At 61.5% G+C, this 16,352-nt stretch carries 16 protein-coding genes and 1 pseudogene; 10 read left to right on the top strand and 7 right to left on the bottom strand.

What is annotated here, in order from left to right; translation table 11 throughout:
* Positions 1-27: 27 nt before the first annotated feature.
* The 3 genes from HBO23_RS31765 to HBO23_RS31755 all read left to right on the top strand — a co-directional run bounded on the left by HBO23_RS31765 (position 28) and on the right by HBO23_RS31755 (position 2,514).
* A complete protein-coding gene (locus HBO23_RS31765) occupies positions 28-636 on the top strand; it encodes a TetR/AcrR family transcriptional regulator (RefSeq protein WP_170040797.1) in 609 nt (202 codons plus the stop codon).
* Positions 633-1,310 (top strand): type 1 glutamine amidotransferase domain-containing protein, encoded by a 678-nt coding sequence (locus tag HBO23_RS31760; RefSeq protein ID WP_170040796.1) that lies wholly within the window; start codon positions 633-635, stop codon positions 1,308-1,310. Before HBO23_RS31765 ends, HBO23_RS31760 begins: the two co-directional genes overlap by 4 nt.
* Positions 1,311-1,389: 79 nt before the next feature.
* The gene (locus tag HBO23_RS31755; RefSeq protein ID WP_170040795.1) at positions 1,390-2,514 is read left to right on the top strand and encodes an alkene reductase; all 1,125 of its coding nucleotides are present in this window, start codon (positions 1,390-1,392) and stop codon (positions 2,512-2,514) included.
* Positions 2,515-2,780: 266 nt separating this feature from the next.
* Here HBO23_RS31755 and HBO23_RS31750 read toward each other — a convergent pair whose 3' ends face one another.
* Positions 2,781-3,779 carry an NAD(P)H-quinone oxidoreductase gene (locus HBO23_RS31750; RefSeq protein ID WP_099549182.1) on the bottom strand — a complete coding sequence of 333 codons (999 nt, stop codon included), beginning with the start codon at positions 3,777-3,779 and terminating at the stop codon, positions 2,781-2,783.
* A gap of 186 nt (positions 3,780-3,965) precedes the next feature.
* Between HBO23_RS31750 and HBO23_RS31745 the strand changes: the two genes are divergently transcribed.
* Positions 3,966-4,346: a DoxX family protein gene (locus HBO23_RS31745; protein ID WP_170040794.1), complete on the top strand. Its 381-nt coding sequence runs from the start codon at positions 3,966-3,968 to the stop codon at positions 4,344-4,346.
* Positions 4,347-4,407: 61 nt separating this feature from the next.
* Here the strand turns inward: HBO23_RS31745 and HBO23_RS31740 are convergent, their stop codons facing one another.
* The 4 genes from HBO23_RS31740 to HBO23_RS31725 all read right to left on the bottom strand — a co-directional run bounded on the left by HBO23_RS31740 (position 4,408) and on the right by HBO23_RS31725 (position 8,353).
* On the bottom strand, positions 4,408-5,226 hold the full coding sequence (locus tag HBO23_RS31740) for an alpha/beta hydrolase (RefSeq protein ID WP_170040793.1): 819 nt from the start codon (positions 5,224-5,226) through the stop codon (positions 4,408-4,410).
* Positions 5,227-5,313: 87 nt separating this feature from the next.
* On the bottom strand, positions 5,314-6,705 hold the full coding sequence (locus tag HBO23_RS31735) for an alginate export family protein (protein WP_170040792.1): 1,392 nt from the start codon (positions 6,703-6,705) through the stop codon (positions 5,314-5,316).
* The gene (locus HBO23_RS31730) at positions 6,702-7,595 is read right to left on the bottom strand and encodes a glyoxalase (protein WP_169988373.1); all 894 of its coding nucleotides are present in this window, start codon (positions 7,593-7,595) and stop codon (positions 6,702-6,704) included. Before HBO23_RS31730 ends, HBO23_RS31735 begins: the two co-directional genes overlap by 4 nt.
* A 185-nt stretch (positions 7,596-7,780) precedes the next feature.
* Positions 7,781-8,353, bottom strand: a complete 573-nt coding sequence (locus HBO23_RS31725; RefSeq protein ID WP_138453870.1) for a LuxR C-terminal-related transcriptional regulator — start codon at positions 8,351-8,353, stop codon at positions 7,781-7,783.
* A gap of 130 nt (positions 8,354-8,483) precedes the next feature.
* Here HBO23_RS31725 and HBO23_RS31720 point away from each other — a divergent pair, with 130 nt between their 5' ends.
* From HBO23_RS31720 to HBO23_RS31710, 3 genes are read left to right on the top strand one after another with little or no spacing between them, the layout of a single operon-like run.
* Positions 8,484-9,662, top strand: a complete 1,179-nt coding sequence (locus HBO23_RS31720; RefSeq protein ID WP_170040791.1) for an acetyl-CoA acetyltransferase — start codon at positions 8,484-8,486, stop codon at positions 9,660-9,662.
* Positions 9,663-9,665: 3 nt separating this feature from the next.
* Positions 9,666-11,201, top strand: a complete 1,536-nt coding sequence (locus HBO23_RS31715; protein WP_170040790.1) for an AMP-binding protein — start codon at positions 9,666-9,668, stop codon at positions 11,199-11,201.
* A gap of 38 nt (positions 11,202-11,239) precedes the next feature.
* On the top strand, positions 11,240-12,562 hold the full coding sequence (locus HBO23_RS31710; RefSeq protein ID WP_099549187.1) for an MFS transporter: 1,323 nt from the start codon (positions 11,240-11,242) through the stop codon (positions 12,560-12,562).
* A 4-nt stretch (positions 12,563-12,566) separates the two neighbouring features.
* Here HBO23_RS31710 and HBO23_RS31705 read toward each other — a convergent pair whose 3' ends face one another.
* Positions 12,567-12,878 (bottom strand): hypothetical protein, encoded by a 312-nt coding sequence (locus tag HBO23_RS31705; RefSeq protein WP_017134601.1) that lies wholly within the window; start codon positions 12,876-12,878, stop codon positions 12,567-12,569.
* Positions 12,879-13,080: 202 nt separating this feature from the next.
* Here HBO23_RS31705 and HBO23_RS31700 point away from each other — a divergent pair, with 202 nt between their 5' ends.
* The 3 genes from HBO23_RS31700 to HBO23_RS31690 are packed head-to-tail and all read left to right on the top strand — an operon-like array spanning position 13,081 to position 15,243.
* Positions 13,081-13,737 carry a secretin and TonB N-terminal domain-containing protein gene (locus tag HBO23_RS31700; protein ID WP_017134602.1) on the top strand — a complete coding sequence of 219 codons (657 nt, stop codon included), beginning with the start codon at positions 13,081-13,083 and terminating at the stop codon, positions 13,735-13,737.
* The gene (locus tag HBO23_RS31695; protein ID WP_017134603.1) at positions 13,734-14,279 is read left to right on the top strand and encodes an RNA polymerase sigma factor; all 546 of its coding nucleotides are present in this window, start codon (positions 13,734-13,736) and stop codon (positions 14,277-14,279) included. The genes HBO23_RS31700 and HBO23_RS31695 overlap by 4 nt, the downstream gene beginning before the upstream one ends.
* A gap of 37 nt (positions 14,280-14,316) precedes the next feature.
* On the top strand, positions 14,317-15,243 hold the full coding sequence (locus tag HBO23_RS31690) for a FecR domain-containing protein (protein ID WP_099549188.1): 927 nt from the start codon (positions 14,317-14,319) through the stop codon (positions 15,241-15,243).
* A gap of 761 nt (positions 15,244-16,004) precedes the next feature.
* Here the strand turns inward: HBO23_RS31690 and HBO23_RS33710 are convergent.
* Positions 16,005-16,352, bottom strand: a pseudogene (locus HBO23_RS33710) (hypothetical protein); the annotation flags it as partial.

Raw genomic sequence — 16,352 nt, 5'->3', positions numbered from 1 at the left:
GACTGGTCTAATCGGACGGGAAGCGTGATGAACAACCAAGCTAAAAGTACTCGGCAGGTCATTCTGGACACGGCGCAAGTGATTGTCGGCCGTAAAGGATTTTCTGCGGTGGGCTTGAACGAAATACTGCAAGCCGCCGAAGTACCCAAAGGCTCGTTCTATCACTACTTCAACTCCAAGGATGCGTTCGGCGTGGTGTTGCTCGACAGTTACTTCGACCACTACGTCAACGGCATGCAGCAGTTGTTCAATCAGCCTGAGCTGTCAGGCTTTGCCAAGTTGATGCGCTATTGGCAATCCTGGGTCGACAACCAGACCGGCTGCACCGACACGGGCAAATGCCTTGCCGTCAAACTCGGTGCCGAGGTGTCAGACCTTTCAGAGCCGATGCGTCTGGCCCTGCAGCGCGGCACTGCACGCACCATTGAATTGCTTGCCCAGGCCTTGCAGCACGGCATTGAAGACGGCTCGCTGCAGGCACAGCTACACCCCGAAAGCCTGGCCCGGCGCCTGTATGCGTTGTGGTTGGGGACCAGCGTCATGAGCAAGATCACCCGAACATCCGCGCCGTTTGATGAGGCGCTGCTACTCACACAACATCTACTGCAACCCATCGATCGAGGCACTGGAAAATGAAAGTATTAATGGTACTGACCTCTCACGACCAGCTGGGCGATACCGGTCGTAAAACCGGCTTCTGGCTCGAAGAATTTGCCGCTCCGTATTACACCTTCAAGGACGCCGGTGCCGAACTGGTGCTGGCATCGCCGGCCGGTGGTCAGCCACCGCTGGACCCGGTCAGTGACCAGCCGGATGCGCAAACCGACGATACCCGCCGCTTTGCCGCCGATTCGGCCGCGCAGCAGGCCGTGGCCAACACGGTCAAGCTGGACTCGGTGAATGCTGCCGACTTCGACACGGTGTTTTACCCAGGTGGTCATGGGCCATTGTGGGACCTGGCCGAATCGCAAGCGTCGATCGCGCTGATCGAAGCCTTTGAGCGCGCCGGTAAGCCGATCGGGTTTGTCTGCCATGCGCCGGGCGCGCTGCGTCACGTCAAGGCGGTCAACGGCGAGCCGTTGGTGAAGGGCCGTCGTGTGACGGGCTTCTCCAATTCCGAAGAAGCCGCCGTGGGCCTGACCGATGTGGTGCCGTTTTTGATTGAAGATGATTTCAAGGCGCTCGGTGGCCTGTATGAGAAGGGCGCCGACTGGCAATCCTTTGTGCTTGAAGATGGTTTGCTGGTGACCGGGCAGAACCCTGCCAGCTCCAGCGATGTGGCCAAGGCCCTGCTGAAACTCACCGCTTAAATTAACTAACCGTTGTAGGCATTGGCGGCTCTCAAGAGCCGCCAATGCTTTTGTTCGCCCTGAATTTGGACTTTTACTCATGACCATGCGTGTTTTAAATACCCCGGTAAAGCTGGGGCATCACAGCCTCAATAACCGGGTTGTGCTGCCGCCCTTGACCCGTCAACGCAGTGCGCAACCGGGTAATATCGCCACCGACCTGATGGCCGAATATTACCGCCAGCGCGCCAGCGCCGGGTTCATGGTCAGTGAAGGCACACAGATCGAACCTCGCGGCCAGGGCTATGCGTGGACGCCGGGTATCTACACGCCCGCGCAGATCGACGGCTGGCGCAAAGTCACCGAGGCGGTGCATGCCGATGGCGGGGTGATTTTCGCCCAGCTCTGGCATGTTGGCCGTGTGTCCCATAACGCCCTGCAGCCAGAAGGGTTGGCACCGGTCGCGCCCTCTGCATTGAGGGCGGAGCAGGCGAAAGCCTTTATCGAAACCGGCCCCGGCGTGGGCGAATTGAAACAGCCGCCGGTGCCGCGTGCATTGAGTGTGCTGGAGATTGAGGAGTTGGTTGGGCATTACGCACAGGCTGCGCGCAATGCCTTGGACGCCGGGTTCGATGGCGTGGAAATCCATGCTGCCAATGGTTACCTGGTCAACCAGTTCATTTCGGCTCACGCCAACCAGCGCGACGACGAATACGGCGGCTCGTTGCACAATCGCCTGCGCTTTTTGCGCGAAATCGTTGAAGCAGTGACGGCCGTGGTTGGGCCTGAGCGCCTTGGTGTGCGTTTTTCGCCGTTGTTCAGCGGCACTGATCAGGACCGCGTGTACATCGGCCTGGTGGAGGAAGACCCGCATCACACCTATATCGAGGCGATCAAGGTGCTGGAGGCGTCCGGCATTGCCTATGTGTCCATCGCCGAAGCCGACTGGGACAACGCGCCTGACCTGCCGGAAACCTTCCGCCAGGCGGTGCGCAGCACCTTCAGCGGGCGCATCATCTACGCCGGGCGCTACACCGCTGAGCGCGGTGCAAAGCTGCTGGAGGCGGGGCTGGCAGACCTGATCGCATTCGGTCGCCCGTTCATCGCCAACCCGGACTTGCCACAGCGGCTTTTCAACGGCTGGCCATTGAACCCGCTGCGGGCTGAGGGCATGTATGGCGGCTCTGAGCTGGGCTATACCGATTACCCGGTGTACGCCGGGTAAGTGCGCCAAGCCGCTGCGATGGCGGTGGTTCAGGTGGTTTATGTTTCGCCAGTGCCGCCGTCTTCGCAGCCTCGCTGGGGCTCGACAGCTCCCACATTTGAGCTTTGTCGCTGGGTGAATCTGCGTTCGATGCGATGGCCCTGCAAACCGAACCCCCAGCAACACAGCCGATTCCCTGTGGGAGCTGTCGAGCTTTAGCGAGGCTGCGAAAGCGGTGGGTCAGGCAACTTGTATGTCGCCTGTGCCGCCGCGTCGCCGGGGCTCGATTACTTCACTTGCAACACGATCTTGCCAATATGATCCCCGCCTTCCATCCGCGCATGGGCCTGGGCGGCGTCGGTGTATGCGTACACCTTGTCGATGATCGGCAGGCAGCGCCCGGCGGACAGCACCGGCCATATGTATTCGCGCAGCTGCTCAGCGATTGCGGCTTTCTCGTCCTTGGTGCGAGCGCGCAACAAGGAACCGGTGATGACTGCGCGTTTGCCGAGGATCGTCAGCAGGTCGACGTCATTGGCTTTGCCGCCGCCGAGGAAGCCCAGCATCACCAAGTGCCCGTCCATGCCCAGGGCCTTGAGGTTGTTGTTCAGGTAGGAGGCTCCCATGATGTCGAGGATCACGTCGACGCCCTGGTCGCCGGTCTTCTTGGCGATGACCTCGGCAAAGTCCTGCTCGCGGTAATTGATCGGCTCGGCGCCCAGTTTGGCAATTGCCGCGCATTTGTCGGCGCTGCCGGCGGTGGCGAACGCCTGGATGCCGAACTCCTGGCAGAGCATCAGCGCGGTGGTGCCGATGCCGCTGGTGCCGCCGTGGATCAAGGCGCGTTGGCCTGTGTGCGCGCCACCCAGGCCGAACAGGTTGGCCCAGACAGTGAAAAAGGTTTCTGGCACGGCAGCGGCTTGAATCCAATCCATGCCTTCAGGCACCGGCAGGGCCTGGCTGGCGGGTACGGCGCAGAACTGTGCATAGCCGCCACCATTGGTCAGGGCACAGACCTTGTCACCCAGGCTGTATTCACTGACGCCATCGCCCAGCGCAACCACTTCGCCGGCCACTTCCAGGCCCGGTATCGGGCTCATGCCGGGCTTCATCGGGTACTTGCCGGCGCGTTGCAGGGCATCAGGACGGTTGACCCCGGCGGCATGCACGCGGATCAGAATTTCGCCGGGGCCGGGTGAGGGCACTGCAACCTGACGGGGCTGGAGAACCTCGGGGCCGCCGAAGGTGGTGATTTCAATCTGGGTCATGTCGTGGGGCAGAGTCATGTTTACGATTCCTGTAGCGATGAGCGTATGAAGTGGGACCGCAGCCTGGGGTGGTTGATTCAACCGGGGTAGTTTGTGTGGCGCCCAGCATAGCCGGCTCTTTGCCATAAGGTCAGCACAGGCTTGCAAGCTCGGGCGCGGCTCTGCGGACACAATCGACGTCGGTTTCTTTTATGGACGTTGCAGATGAATGAATCAAAAAGTCAGGCGCTTGGGCTGCTGTTTCTGCGAGTGAGTGCATCGCTGTTCTTGCTGTGGGTACATGGGCTGCCCAAACTGCTCCACTACAGCCAACAATTGACGCTGATCGAAGACCCGTTCCACCTGGGTGCCAATGTCACGTTATGCTTGGCGATTGGCGCTGAAGTCGTCTGCCCGTTGTTGATTATCGCCGGGGTTTGGGTGCGCCTGGCCTGTTTGCCGATCCTTGCAGTGCTGCTGGTGGCTTTGCTGGTAGTACACCCGCAGTGGTCGCTGTTTGAAGGGCAGTTTGGATGGCTGCTGTTGATCCTGTTTTCCAGCATTCTGATCGCGGGGCCCGGTCGCCTGGCACTTGATCACGGTTGAGCCTGAACGAAAAAAGACCGGGCAAGCCCGGCCAAAGAAAGGAGAGGGTGACGCCGTTGTTTCAGCGGTTGAGGAAGGCCAACAGGTCTTCGTTCAACTGCTGGGTGTGAGTGGCGGCAAAACCATGCGGCGCGTCCTTGTACACCTTCAATTGCGCGCCTTTTATCATCTGCGCCGCCACCTTGCCGGTGGTCTCGAACGGCACGATCTGGTCGCCATCACCGTGGATCACCAGGGTCGGCACATCGACCTTGGCCATGTCCGGGCGAAAGTCGGTTTCGGAGAATGCCGTGACGCAATCAACCGTCGATTTAAGCGATGCCAGCAAGGCGATCTGCAAGGTCTGGGTGAGCACGCCTGGCGAGACCTTCTGCCCCTGGTTGATGCCAAAGAACGGGGTATTGAAATCGCTGATAAATTGCGCGCGGTCCTTGAGTAGCCCGGCCTTGATACCGTCAAATACATCGGCGGGCACACCTTGCGGGTAGTCCGCTTTCTGACCAAAGATCGGCGTCACGGCACCCAGCAATACCAGGCCGGCTACGCGTGCGTTGCCATGGCGGGCGATGTAGCGAGCGACGTCGCCGCCGCCCATGGAGAAGCCCACCAGGGTCACGTCGGTGAGGTCCAGGTGTTCAATCAACTGGGCAATATCGTCGGCGAAGGTGTCGTAGTCATTGCCGGTCCATGGTTGGTCGGACCGGCCAAAACCACGGCGGTCGAAAGCGATGGTGCGAAAGCCGCGGCTGCTCAGGTATTCCATCTGGTATTCCCACATATCCGCATCCAGCGGCCAGCCGTGGCTGAACAATACAGGTTTACCGCTGCCCCAGTCCTTGAAGTAGATCTGGGTACCATCTTTGGCAACGAATGTGCTCATGCATAACTCCTTGATTGAGGGGGATGACTGCGCGTTACTATTGCCCTGCACGTGTCGAAGGGCTTGTACACCTGTGCTTGCTTGGGTTTACCAACTGAATTTGAGCTCGACTCCCAGGTAATTGCTGTCGTCACCACCGGCCTCGCGCAGGGTGCGGCCCACCGCGTAATGCACGGCTTCCACCGCGCCGGTAAGGTTCGGTGTGAAGTCATAGTCGGTGCGCAGCTGAGTGTAGGCGCCGGTCCAGCGTTCACCTTTGCCTGCAGTGCCGGCCACGGGCAAGTTCGGTTGGGTATAGACCGCGTCTTCGGTGGTCTGTCGCCAGAGCAGGCCGATGGCAGTCTGTACGCTCAGTTTGGCAATGGGCTTGACGGTGATCGACTGTTTGACGTGGATCAGGTTGCTGTAGCCCGTATAGCCGGCCAGTGAAAAATAGTAGCCGTTGGGAAACAGCGGGTTGAACGTGCCGACGGTAGCGTCACCCGCTTTGCGGTCGCCGGAGGCGATATCCAGTTGCACGCCGAGCCGTGGTTTCCATGCCAGGCCGTCAAGCGTGTAGCCCGTACGGCTGCCAGCGGCCCACGCCCGAATCGACTTGCTCCCCACCGACCCCCTTTGCAGCATCGCCTCGATGTCCCAATCGAAGCCCCGGGCCACACCGCCCAGGCGGGCGTCGAACAGCTGGCGGGTTTCCTCGCCGTCGGCGTCCAGGTAATGCGCAGCGCTGCGTTCATACACGCCGTAGTAGGCCGACAACTCATTGCTGCCGCCCACCAGTCGCTCGACCCGCAGCAGGTGAAAGCGAGCGTCGCTGTTGGAGCGGTCGTCGAAGTGTCTCTCGTCCTGATACTGCACCGGCTGGCTGGCGATCGCGATAAAACGCCAATGGGTGGTTTCCCAGTCGGCCCAGAGCGCGTCGAACGACTGGCGCACATTCGGCCCATCCCGCGACGAGATAAAACGCTGCAAGTCGAAGGCGAAGTCCTGGCGGCCGATACGGCCCTTGAACGTCCCGCTGCTGAAGGTGTTCACGTACTCGGCAAATGCCAGCCGCAAGTCGACACGGTTTTGATCGGCACCACCCACTGTGGTTTTGTCGTACGCCCGAGCATCTTCGAGTTGGGTGAACACCCGCCAGTTTTCGTCCAGGTGCAGGTCCGCGTGGATCTCAAAGCGCTGGATCAGGTAGCGATCACGCTTCACATCGCGCACGCCGAAGCCACTGGCATCGTTCATCTCGAAGCGTTCGCGCAAGCTCGCGCCCAACGACAGGTACGTCAACGGGTTGGCGCTTGACAGCGGGATGTACTTCAAGTTGTCCAGCGGTTGCGTGCGCAGCACCGGGTCTTGCAGCACCGACCAGTTTTCCTGCCAGCGGTTGGTTTTGAGCACCGGTCGGGTGGCTTGCTCCTCTGCGTGGGCGCTGGCGGTGAGCAGCGGCCACAGCACGGCCAAGCCCCAGGGGGCACGACGATTCATTTTGTCGCGCTGAGCTGGTGAATTTCCGCGACGTATCCACCGGGAAATTCGACCATTGCGCTGCGCCGCCCTTTGCTCGCGAACGCCGGTACCAGCACAGTGGCGCCAGAGCCTGTGGCTTTGGCCAGGGTAGCCGTCAGGTCGTCGACTTGGTAACCGGTGGTCTCATGGCCGAACGGGTAGGGCAGTTGGCCATTGGTCACCAGTACGGCCATGCGTCCGAACGGCGATTGCAGGTCGACACGCCGGTAGAGGCCGCCCTGGCCGATATCGATACCCGGCGCGTGTTTGTCGTCAGCCAGGACCTTGCCATGGGAAAAACCGAGGAAAGCGTTGATAAACGCCTCGGCCCGCTCGGCTGGCAGGTAGACGCGGTTTTCCGGCACCGTCTGGAACCCTGCGTAGTTCGGCGCCTGGGTGTGCCAGTAGAGCTGCATGTTCACACCGCCTGGCCACTGCACCACGGCATCGCGGCCGATGGGGTCGGGAAAGTCACTGACAATTACGGCTGCACCATTTTCCCGTGCGGCCTTGAGTGCCACGTCCATGTCTTTGACCAGATAACCGTTGCGCTCTTGGCCAAACGGATGTGGGATAGGTGTGCTGAAGCCGAACAGTGACACCGTACCGACTGGCGTCTGCAGCAATTGCGAGGTGGTACTGCTTGGCACTGGCAGTACGTTCACCACCACCTGTGGGGTACTTTTGCCACCGAAGGTCGCGAGGAAGCTCGTGGCAAAGCGGTCCACATCAGCGGGTGCCACGTAGACGTGGCTGGTGTCGTATTGCGGTGCCACTGCCACGCTCGGCGTTGCCGCAAACGCGCTGTTCATCATGGCCCCGACCAACAGCGTCAATGCCAGGCTTACCGTATTCGCGTTTCTACCCATGCCTGCTCTCCAGCCGTTTTTGGAAAGTCAGGAGCTTAGGCGGCCGGCACGGATGCGAATTGTACGGGCGTGCTCGATGGAACACTTGAGGCAGGAAAGTCACAGGGCATGACAGGTGCGTTTTTCAGCGCGCAACACTGCTGTAGCTTCGAGTGATATCGCAACCCGACAAAAATCTACCTCCGTCACGCCACCATAATAATTTTCGACACCAACTCCACCACCGTCTTGGCTTGCAACTTTCTCATCAAGCGCGCGCGGTGCACCTCTACCGTGCGATGTGAGATCGCCAGGCGCAAGGCGATTTCCTTGGACTTGAGGCCATTGACGATGTGCATGGCGATTTCCCGCTCCCGTGGCGTGAGGTCGCCGGTGCCTTGGTGGGTGCGGTCCAGGCGTTCGAAGTGCCAGATCATCAGCTTGAACGGGTCTTTGGGCGTAAGGGTGTAGCCGTGGGACCTGGCCCAGAACACTTCGCCGTTGTGGTGCTGCATGAAACGTTCGTCGGAGTAAAAGCCGTTTTCGCTTTCCAGCAGCCATTCATGGCTGCGCTTGCCAATGGCGTGGTAGTCAGCCTGGGAAGGGTAGATCAGCAGCGTCAGCTGGTTGACCAATGCGTCGCGCGAATAGCCGAACAACTGCAGGAAAGCCTCATTACAGTCGACCATTACGCGGTTGCGGGTGACCAGTTGCGGCGCGGGGGAGAGCTGGAACGCCAGGCGTTCTATGTCGTGGAACTGCTGTGCAAACGCGTTCATTGGGCATCCTGCCTCGTCGCTTTTCTCAACTGGGGCTACTTAGCCATGTAAGTAGTTGCACGAATTGGCGCGCGCCCAACGGTGGGTCATTGTAGGTAAATGTCCGCGCCAAAAATAGAAGAAATTGATTATGCCAGCTGATTGCGTCTCCATTGTTGCTGCCGGTCATTCACGTTTTGGTCGCCTTGAAGGCACCAGCCTGGAGGATCTGATCGTACAGGTCACCCGCGAAGCCCTGAAGGACGCGGCGATTGACGCGAGCGAGATCGACGCGTTGTTCCTTGGCCACTTCAACTCCGGGTTGGTGCCCGACGGGTTCCCGGCCTCGCTGCTGCTGCAGGCCGACCCTGGGCTGCGCTTCAAACCGGCGACCCGCTGTGAAAACGCCTGCGCGTCCGGCTCGGCGGCAATCCTGGCCGGGGTCCAGGCGATCCTGTCAGGCAGTGCCGAGCTGGTATTGGTGGTGGGCGCGGAAAAAATGACCCACACCACCACCGCCGAGGTGACCCAGGCCTTGGCCGGCGCCGGTTATCAGAACGACCCGGCCGAAGCGGGCTTGAGTTTCCCGCAGCTGTTCGGCCGTGCGGCGCGCCAGTATGCCGAGCGCTACCACTGCCCGTTGGGCTCGATGGCGGCCATCGCCACCAAGAACCACTCCAACGCCATGGCCAACCCGCTGGCACAGATGCACCGGGTGATGGATTTCGAGCACTGCAACAACGTGTCCCAGAGCAACCCGTTTGTGGCCGATTCGCTGCGCCTTACCGACTGCTCGCTGATCAGCGACGGCGCCGCCGCGATCATCCTGGCCTCGCCCAAGCGCGCGCGGGCGTTCCGCCGTGATGTGCAGATTCGTACACTGACCCAGGTCAACGATTGCCTGCCGATTGCCCAGCGCGACATCCTCGCCTTTGAAGGCCCGCAACGCGCGATCCATACGGCGTTGCGCGGGGCGAATATCACCCTGGCCGACCTGAGCTTCGCCGAGGTGCATGACTGCTTCACCATCGCTGAGCTGCTGATCTACGAGGCCATGGGCCTGGCGCCCAAAGGTGAGGGGCACCGTGTGCTCGACAGCGGTGTGGTGCGCGCGGGCGGGCGGTTGCCGGTGAACCTGTCCGGCGGGCTCAAGGCCAAGGGGCATCCGGTGGGCGCCACCGGTGTGTCGATGCATGCCCTGGCGTTTCGCCAGTTGACCGGCGAGCCGATCGGCCTGGCGGTACCCAACCCCGAATTCGGCCTGGTGTTCAATATGGGCGGGATGGCCGTGGCCAACTATGCCTCGGTTCTGCACGCGCGTCGGAGCTGAACCATGAACATTGCCAACTGGCTGCACGACACCCAGCGCCGCGATCCGCAACGCCCGGCGTTGTTTGAGGGCACGCGGCAAGTCGCCGACTACGCAACCTTCACCGCCCATGTCCGCCAACGCGCCGCGCAACTGGTCGATCAATATGGCCTGGTGCCGGGCGATGCGGTGGCGCTGTTGATGAAGAACAGCTGCGACTACCTGGAAGTGCTCTACGCCATCTGGTGGCTGGGTGGCGTGGTGGTGCCGATCAACGCCAAATTGCACCCGGCAGAAGCCGCGTGGATTGCTACCCATGCCGAGGCCCGCTTGATCTTTACCGACGGCGGCCGGGTATTTGCGTCATCCCGGGACTTGCCTGCGCGCTGCAAGGAACTGGACGCTCACACACTGCCGCCGACCCGCGGCTGGCCGACCCTGGAGCAGCCGGTGCCGCGCCTGGACGAGGACCTGGCCTGGCTGTTCTACACCTCCGGCACCACCGGGCGCTCCAAGGGCGTGATGTTGTCCCACGGCAACCTGGTCGCCATGTCGCTGTGTTACCCCACGGATGTCGACCCGGTGAGTGCCGACGACGCAGCCGTGTATGCCGCGCCGATGTCCCACGGGGCGGGGCTGTATAACTTTATCCATGTGCGCTGCGGCGCCCGGCATGTGGTGCCGGCTTCCGGCGGTTTTGATGCCGGCGAGCTGTTTGGCCTGGCTGCGCAGCTGGGCAATGTATCGCTGTTCGCCGCGCCGACCATGGTCAAGCGCATGGTCGAACAGGCGCGGCGCCAGGGTTATGGCGGCGACGGCATCAAGACCATCGTCTACGGAGGCGGGCCGATGTACCTGGCCGACCTGTGCGAGGCGCTCGACACCTTCGGCGCGCGCTTGGTGCAGATCTACGGCCAGGGTGAAAGCCCGATGACCATCAGCGTATTGCCACGCGCTCTGATCGCGGACCGCCAGCGCCCAGGCTGGTCAACCTTGGCGGCGTCTGTTGGCCATGCGCAAGCCTGTGTCGAAATCCGTATTCTGGATGCCCGGCACCAACCGCTGCCGACCGGCGAGCGCGGTGAGATCGCCGTGCGCGGTGCCACGGTGATGCAAGGTTATTGGCGCAACCCGCAGGCCACCGCGCAAACCCTGGTGGATGGCTGGTTGCTCACCGGCGACATCGGCTTTCTCGACCCGGCCGGCTACCTGACCCTCACCGACCGCTCCAAAGACGTGATCATCAGCGGCGGCAGCAATGTGTACCCGCGTGAAGTCGAGGAAGTGCTGGTGCAGCATCCCGACGTGTCCGAGGTGTGTGTGGTGGGCGAGCCGGACGCGCAATGGGGCGAGTCAGTGGTGGCCTTTGTGGTCACGCGCAGCGGGCAGGCGTTGGATGAGGCCGAACTCACCGCGTGGTTTCTGCAGCGCATGGCGTCATTCAAGAAACCCAAAAAGTATGTGTTCAGGGCCGATTTGCCGAAGAACAGCTACGGCAAAACCCTCAAGACCGACTTGCGGCAGTGGTTGAAAGCAGCGAGTATCGCCGCGCTTTCCTAGCTTTTCATGGACAGAACAACCGACAAGGAGTCCCTTCGATGGGCAATACAGCGCAAGACACGCAGCGCAAGCGCCGCCGTGCATTTCTCGGTGCCACCTCCGGCCACCTGATCGAGTGGTACGACTATGGCGTCTACGGCTTTCTCGCCGTGTACATCGGCCAGGCGTTTTTCGTCTCCGACGACCCCACCACCAGCCTGCTCGCCAGTTTCGCGGCGTTTGCCCTGAGCTTCTTTATCCGGCCGTTGGGCGGGCTGTTCTTCGGCCCGCTGGCGGACAAGATCGGCCGGCGCAAAACCTTGATCATGGCGCTGGTGATGATGACCGGCTCCACTGTAATGCTGGGCCTGTTGCCCACTTATGCGACCCTGGGCATCGCCGCGCCGATCCTGCTGATTCTGGTGCGCTGCGTGCAGGGTTTTTCGGCGGGCGGCGAGATCGGCACGGTCACCAGCTTTATCTCCGAATACGCCGGCCCCGGCCGCCGCGGTTTTGCCACGTGCTGGTTGATGGTTACCGCCGTGCTCGGCCTGCTGCTGGGTGGCGCCGTGGCGAACGGCATGACCTGGATTCTGGGCGCCGACACGATGCAGGAGTGGGCCTGGCGCGTGCCGTTCCTGATCGCGGCACCGCTGGGTTTTATCTCCATGTATATCCGCCTCAAGCTCGAAGACAGCCCGGAGTTTCTGGCCCTGCAACGCGCCGGGCAAACCTCCCGCGCGCCGCTGCGCGAGGTCTGGCAGTGGAAACGCGCCATCGCCCTGGTGTTCTTCATCATCACCTTGCACAGCTCGATCTTTTACCTGGTGCTGACCTTCGCCTCGACCTACATGGCCAAGATCCTCAAGTTCGACAGCGGCACCACCTTGCTCTATGTGTTTGTCGCCAGCTTCTCGGCGGCATTCGTGATGCCGTTTGGTGGCGCCTTCACTGACAAATACGGGCGCAAGCCGTTTCTGATGGTGATCGGCACCCTGGCCACGCTGGCGATGTTCTGGCTGTTCAAGTCGGCACCCACCGCAACGCCCGCGTCGTTCTTCGCGCCGTTGATGGCCGTGGCGATCCTGTTCGGGCTGTACGCCTCATCCACCTACGCGCTGATGAGTGAGTTGCTGCCGACGCGCATCCGCTCCACCGGGATTGCCGTGGCCTATAACGTGCCGGTCGCGGTGTTTGGTGGCAGCGCGCCGCTGATCTCCACCTGGCTGATCAAAGTGACGGGCGACATTACTTCACCGTGGTACTTCTACGTGGCCACCGGTGTGGTATCGCTGATTGCCCTGGTGGTGTTGCGCAAAGAAGATTTTGTTGCCAGCGGTAGCCCGGTGGTTGTGCCGCCTGCGGCTGCGGCGTTGGCCTGATTGCTCAGGGGCGTTGGGGTTTTACCGACGTCCCGAACGTATTGCCCATGCGGTTACTGGTCGCCGCCGGCGTGGCCAACCCCACCTGGTTCGGCGGCCGCTTGTGTACCGGGAGGTTCTGCGCCTCGCGGTTCTTTTGCGCGGCCTTGGCCGCGTCCGGGTCATTGCCCATTTGCTGGCTCAGGCAGCCATAGTCGGGTGCCTTGTACCCATCTACCGTGACTTCCGTGCAGCCTTTGGCAGCGGTTTCGGCGTGGGCGGCCAGTGGCAATGCGACGCACAGCAACAGGCCGGCGAATGGGGTGTAACGCTTCATCGGAGCCTCCTGGCAGGCCCGCACAGAGGGGCCGTTAGTGTTGCGAAGTGTAGTTCAGCGGGCTTGCCGTCACCGTGATGTTTTTTTTGCTATCACCGTAACATCAGGTTCATAAACGGGCCTCAGGATGACGGTTTTCAAGGACACGTCAGCCGTGCAGCGATGCCGCGTGGGGGGTGAACAGGGAGGCTGGAAGCGCGCCATGGGTGCCCTGGCCTTGCTGTTGCTGTTGGTTGGCATAACGCCCGCCAGCGCCGCGCCATCGCTGCTGACATTGGACCTGCCCGCGCAGGACCTGGAACACGCGCTGCATGCCTACAGCCGCGCCACCGGGATGGCGGTGCTGGTCGACCGTGAGTTGACGCGGGGCCGGCGCTCCATCGGTGTGCGCGGGCGGTTCACTGCGCAGGAGGCGCTGGCGGTGCTGCTGACGGGGAGTGGGCTGATGGCGCGTTATGCACGTGATGATGCGGTCACCCTGCAAGTCCCGCCGACCCCGGCGCCTTTGCTGCGGGGAGCGTCAGCGCGCAATACGGCACGCATCAACACCAGTTACGCCGCCGCGCTGCAACAGGCGATCGAAGCCAGCCTGTGCCGTTCGCCACTGACCCGGCCCGGCAGCTTTCGGGCGTTGGTGCAGGTGTGGGTCAACGCTGATGGCGTGATTGAACACAGCCGGCTGGTCAGCTCCACCGGCGATGAACAACGCGATGAAGCACTGGTGCGCAGCCTTGGGACAACCCGGGTCGAACGCCCGGCACCCAGCGCGCTGCGCCAGCCGGTGACGTTACTTTTGATGCCCGACACAACAGGAATACGCATGGAATGCACAGCAGGGACGGGAGCCGCGGGCGCATGAAGAACACCGGGCACAGTGCGATGGTCAGTCTGTTTCTGGCCTCCTATGAAGACTTCAAGGTGCGCCTGCGCAAACGCTTGGGCTCGGAGGACCTGGCCAATGATGTGCTGCACGAAACCTACCTGCGGGTCGACCGCATGGACGTGCCGCCGAACCTGCAACAACCCAACGCCTACCTGTACCGCATGGCCCTGAACATCGCCGCCGACCGCCGCCAGGCGGATGCGCGCTTGCTCACCGGCAGTGAAGTCGAGGCGTTGCTGCAAAGCGCCGATGAGGCCCAGGACCCTTCGCGGGTGGTGGGTGGCCAGCAAGAGATCCAGTCGTTGGTCAAAGCCCTGTACGAACTGCCGGCGCGCCGACGCAAGATCCTGATCGCTGCGCGCCTGGAAGAAGCGCCGCACCTGGAAATCTCCCAGCGCTTCGGTATTTCCACGCGCATGGTAGAGAAGGAAATCAAGGCTGCTTTGGGCCATTGTGCCAAGCGCCTGGAAAGAAAAGTGATTCAGCGGTTCGGTCCCGGGGCCGGAAAACCGTCTTAGTGTCGAGTCCCTGATAAAACCGTGAGTATGTGCGCGCTTGAACATTTTCAGTTTCCCCTCCACCCGGCAATCGCCCGCTGACCCTGTGCACGAACAAGCCCGTGATTGGTTGCTGTTGCTGACCTCGGGCCGGGCCACCGTGGCTGATGCCAAGGCGCTGCAGGCCTGGGTCGCGCAAAGCCCGGCGCATGCCCAGGCGTTCGAGCAGGCCAAGCTGTTGTGGCGGCAATTGGGCGCGGCCACCGAACAGTCGGCGCCGCACCGTCAGTTTGGGCGTCGTGCGTTCCTGGGTGGCGCGATTGCGGCCACGGCGGCAGTGGTGATGGTGCGTGTGGGCGTGCCGGGCGGGTTTGCCGGATTGAGGGCCGACTATCGCACCGAGGTGGGTGAGCAGCGCCAGGTGCTGTTGAGCCAAGGCGTCAGCCTGGAGCTCAACACACAGACGCGTATCAGCCGGGTCGGGCAGGGGATTGAGTTGCTTGAAGGCGAAGTCGAAGTGCTTGCACAGCTGGCGCAACCGCTCAAGGTGCAGGCCGGCGAGGGCTGGGTGACTGCGGCGCAGGCGCGGTTCAATGTGCGCAACACCGACCGCAATGTGTGCGTGACCTGTATCGAGGGTTCGCTGACGGTGGATGTTTCCGGGCGCAGTGTGCGCTTGGACAGTGGCCGGCAACTGACTTATGGCGCGGGAGGTGTGGGCGAGCCGATTGGGGTGGATGCGCAGGCGGTCGTCGCTTGGCGTGAACAGGTGCTGGTATTTAACAACGCGACATTGGCGACGGTGGTGGATGAGATCAATCGTTATCGGCCGGGGATGTTGGTGTTGCTTAATAAAGAACTGGGGCAGCGGCGGGTGCAGGCGCGGTTCAGTTTGCAGCAATTAGCGGGCGTGGCGCTGTTGATTCGGGATGCGTATGGGGCCAAGTGTACTGAGCTGCCGGGTGGGGTGGTGTTGCTCAGTTGATCGTTGCTCAGTTGATCGTTCCCGCGCTCTGCGTGGGAATGCCGCCATGGACGCTCTGCGTCCGCTTTTAAACACTGCTTGGTGTGTAGGATTTTTTCCTCGGTGATTGTAGGTGTCTTCTCGTTGTGTTTTTTCGGCCTCTTTGAACAGCTGCCCAATCCCACGGGCGGTGTTTATAGTCACTGCTGGGAAAAAGCACGGCAGGGAGCCGATCCTTCATGAATATCTGCAATAAGCATCTTCAGGGGCAGGCGGCACAGCCAACTTGTCTTGTGCATTCGGGGCACCGCCTGCGGGTGGCGCTCAAAGCGTGCGAAATTCCTCCGACGGCGTTTGCCGAGTGGTTGCGTATTAGTCCGCAACGTTTGAATAATTGGTTTTTGCGGGGTTTGCCGGATGTGCATCTGGAGGGACTGGCGAGCGCGTTGAGTTTGAGCAGGGTCTGGCTTGAGACTGGGGAGGGGGAGCCGTAGGTTGGGGGTATATCCGTTATTTGGGTAACGGCGGCTATTGGTTCCGCTCTTACAGCGGGTCACTTTTGGCAAACGCCCCAAAAGTAACCAAAAGGTCTTCGCCCCACCACTCGGTGCCTCGCTTAGGCTCGGCATGCCCTCACTCCGGCTTGAATCCGTGGGCCGCCGCGATGGGCCATCCTTGGCCCAGCGCGGCTAACCCGGCGTCCTGCCGGGTTACCCACGGATTCAAGCCTGCGTTCGGCCATCGTGGTTAACGGGGCGCCTGAGATCAAAAGCAGATCAAGATCAAGATCTACAGCACGGCGGCCTGAAAGCCGACCTGAGTGGTTGGATCAAAAGCGAAAAGCGAAAAGCGGATTTGCATACACTGAAGAGCTGCTTTTCTGTGGGAGCTGGCTTGCCTGCGATGCAGACACCTCGGTACATCAGGTACAACCGGTTGATGCCATCGCAGGCAAGCCAGCTCCCACCTTTGACCGAGTATGGCTCTGCTGTTGCTGTTGCTGTTGCTGTTGCTGTTGCTGTTGCTGTTGCTGTTGCTGTTGCTGTTGCTGTTGCTCTGGCTCTTACATCCTTTTCGATGACGAAGTCAGCGGTCTTTTGATCTGCGCTTTTGATCTTGATCTGAAATCG

Source organism: Pseudomonas sp. WS 5532 (assembly GCF_012985445.1).
Lineage (GTDB): Bacteria > Pseudomonadota > Gammaproteobacteria > Pseudomonadales > Pseudomonadaceae > Aquipseudomonas > Aquipseudomonas edaphica.
The sequence above is the reverse complement of the archived record's forward strand: the minus strand, read 5'-3'. Positions and strand labels throughout refer to the sequence as shown.

Bases quoted from the DNA above. Each gene is read 5' to 3' on its own strand.
- HBO23_RS31695 (WP_017134603.1), top strand. From the start codon at position 13,734: ATGAAGAACACCGGGCACAGTGCGATGGTCAGTCTGTTTCTGGCCTCC.
- HBO23_RS31740 (WP_170040793.1), bottom strand. From the start codon at position 5,226: ATGAGCACATTCGTTGCCAAAGATGGTACCCAGATCTACTTCAAGGAC.
- HBO23_RS31715 (WP_170040790.1), top strand. From the start codon at position 9,666: ATGAACATTGCCAACTGGCTGCACGACACCCAGCGCCGCGATCCGCAA.
- HBO23_RS31745 (WP_170040794.1), top strand. From the start codon at position 3,966: ATGAATGAATCAAAAAGTCAGGCGCTTGGGCTGCTGTTTCTGCGAGTG.
- HBO23_RS31720 (WP_170040791.1), top strand. From the start codon at position 8,484: ATGCCAGCTGATTGCGTCTCCATTGTTGCTGCCGGTCATTCACGTTTT.
- HBO23_RS31750 (WP_099549182.1), bottom strand. From the start codon at position 3,779: ATGACTCTGCCCCACGACATGACCCAGATTGAAATCACCACCTTCGGC.
- HBO23_RS31705 (WP_017134601.1), bottom strand. From the start codon at position 12,878: ATGAAGCGTTACACCCCATTCGCCGGCCTGTTGCTGTGCGTCGCATTG.
- HBO23_RS31725 (WP_138453870.1), bottom strand. From the start codon at position 8,353: ATGAACGCGTTTGCACAGCAGTTCCACGACATAGAACGCCTGGCGTTC.
- HBO23_RS31755 (WP_170040795.1), top strand. From the start codon at position 1,390: ATGACCATGCGTGTTTTAAATACCCCGGTAAAGCTGGGGCATCACAGC.
- HBO23_RS31730 (WP_169988373.1), bottom strand. From the start codon at position 7,595: ATGGGTAGAAACGCGAATACGGTAAGCCTGGCATTGACGCTGTTGGTC.
- HBO23_RS31700 (WP_017134602.1), top strand. From the start codon at position 13,081: ATGGGTGCCCTGGCCTTGCTGTTGCTGTTGGTTGGCATAACGCCCGCC.
- HBO23_RS31710 (WP_099549187.1), top strand. From the start codon at position 11,240: ATGGGCAATACAGCGCAAGACACGCAGCGCAAGCGCCGCCGTGCATTT.
- HBO23_RS31760 (WP_170040796.1), top strand. From the start codon at position 633: ATGAAAGTATTAATGGTACTGACCTCTCACGACCAGCTGGGCGATACC.
- HBO23_RS31765 (WP_170040797.1), top strand. From the start codon at position 28: ATGAACAACCAAGCTAAAAGTACTCGGCAGGTCATTCTGGACACGGCG.
- HBO23_RS31735 (WP_170040792.1), bottom strand. From the start codon at position 6,705: ATGAATCGTCGTGCCCCCTGGGGCTTGGCCGTGCTGTGGCCGCTGCTC.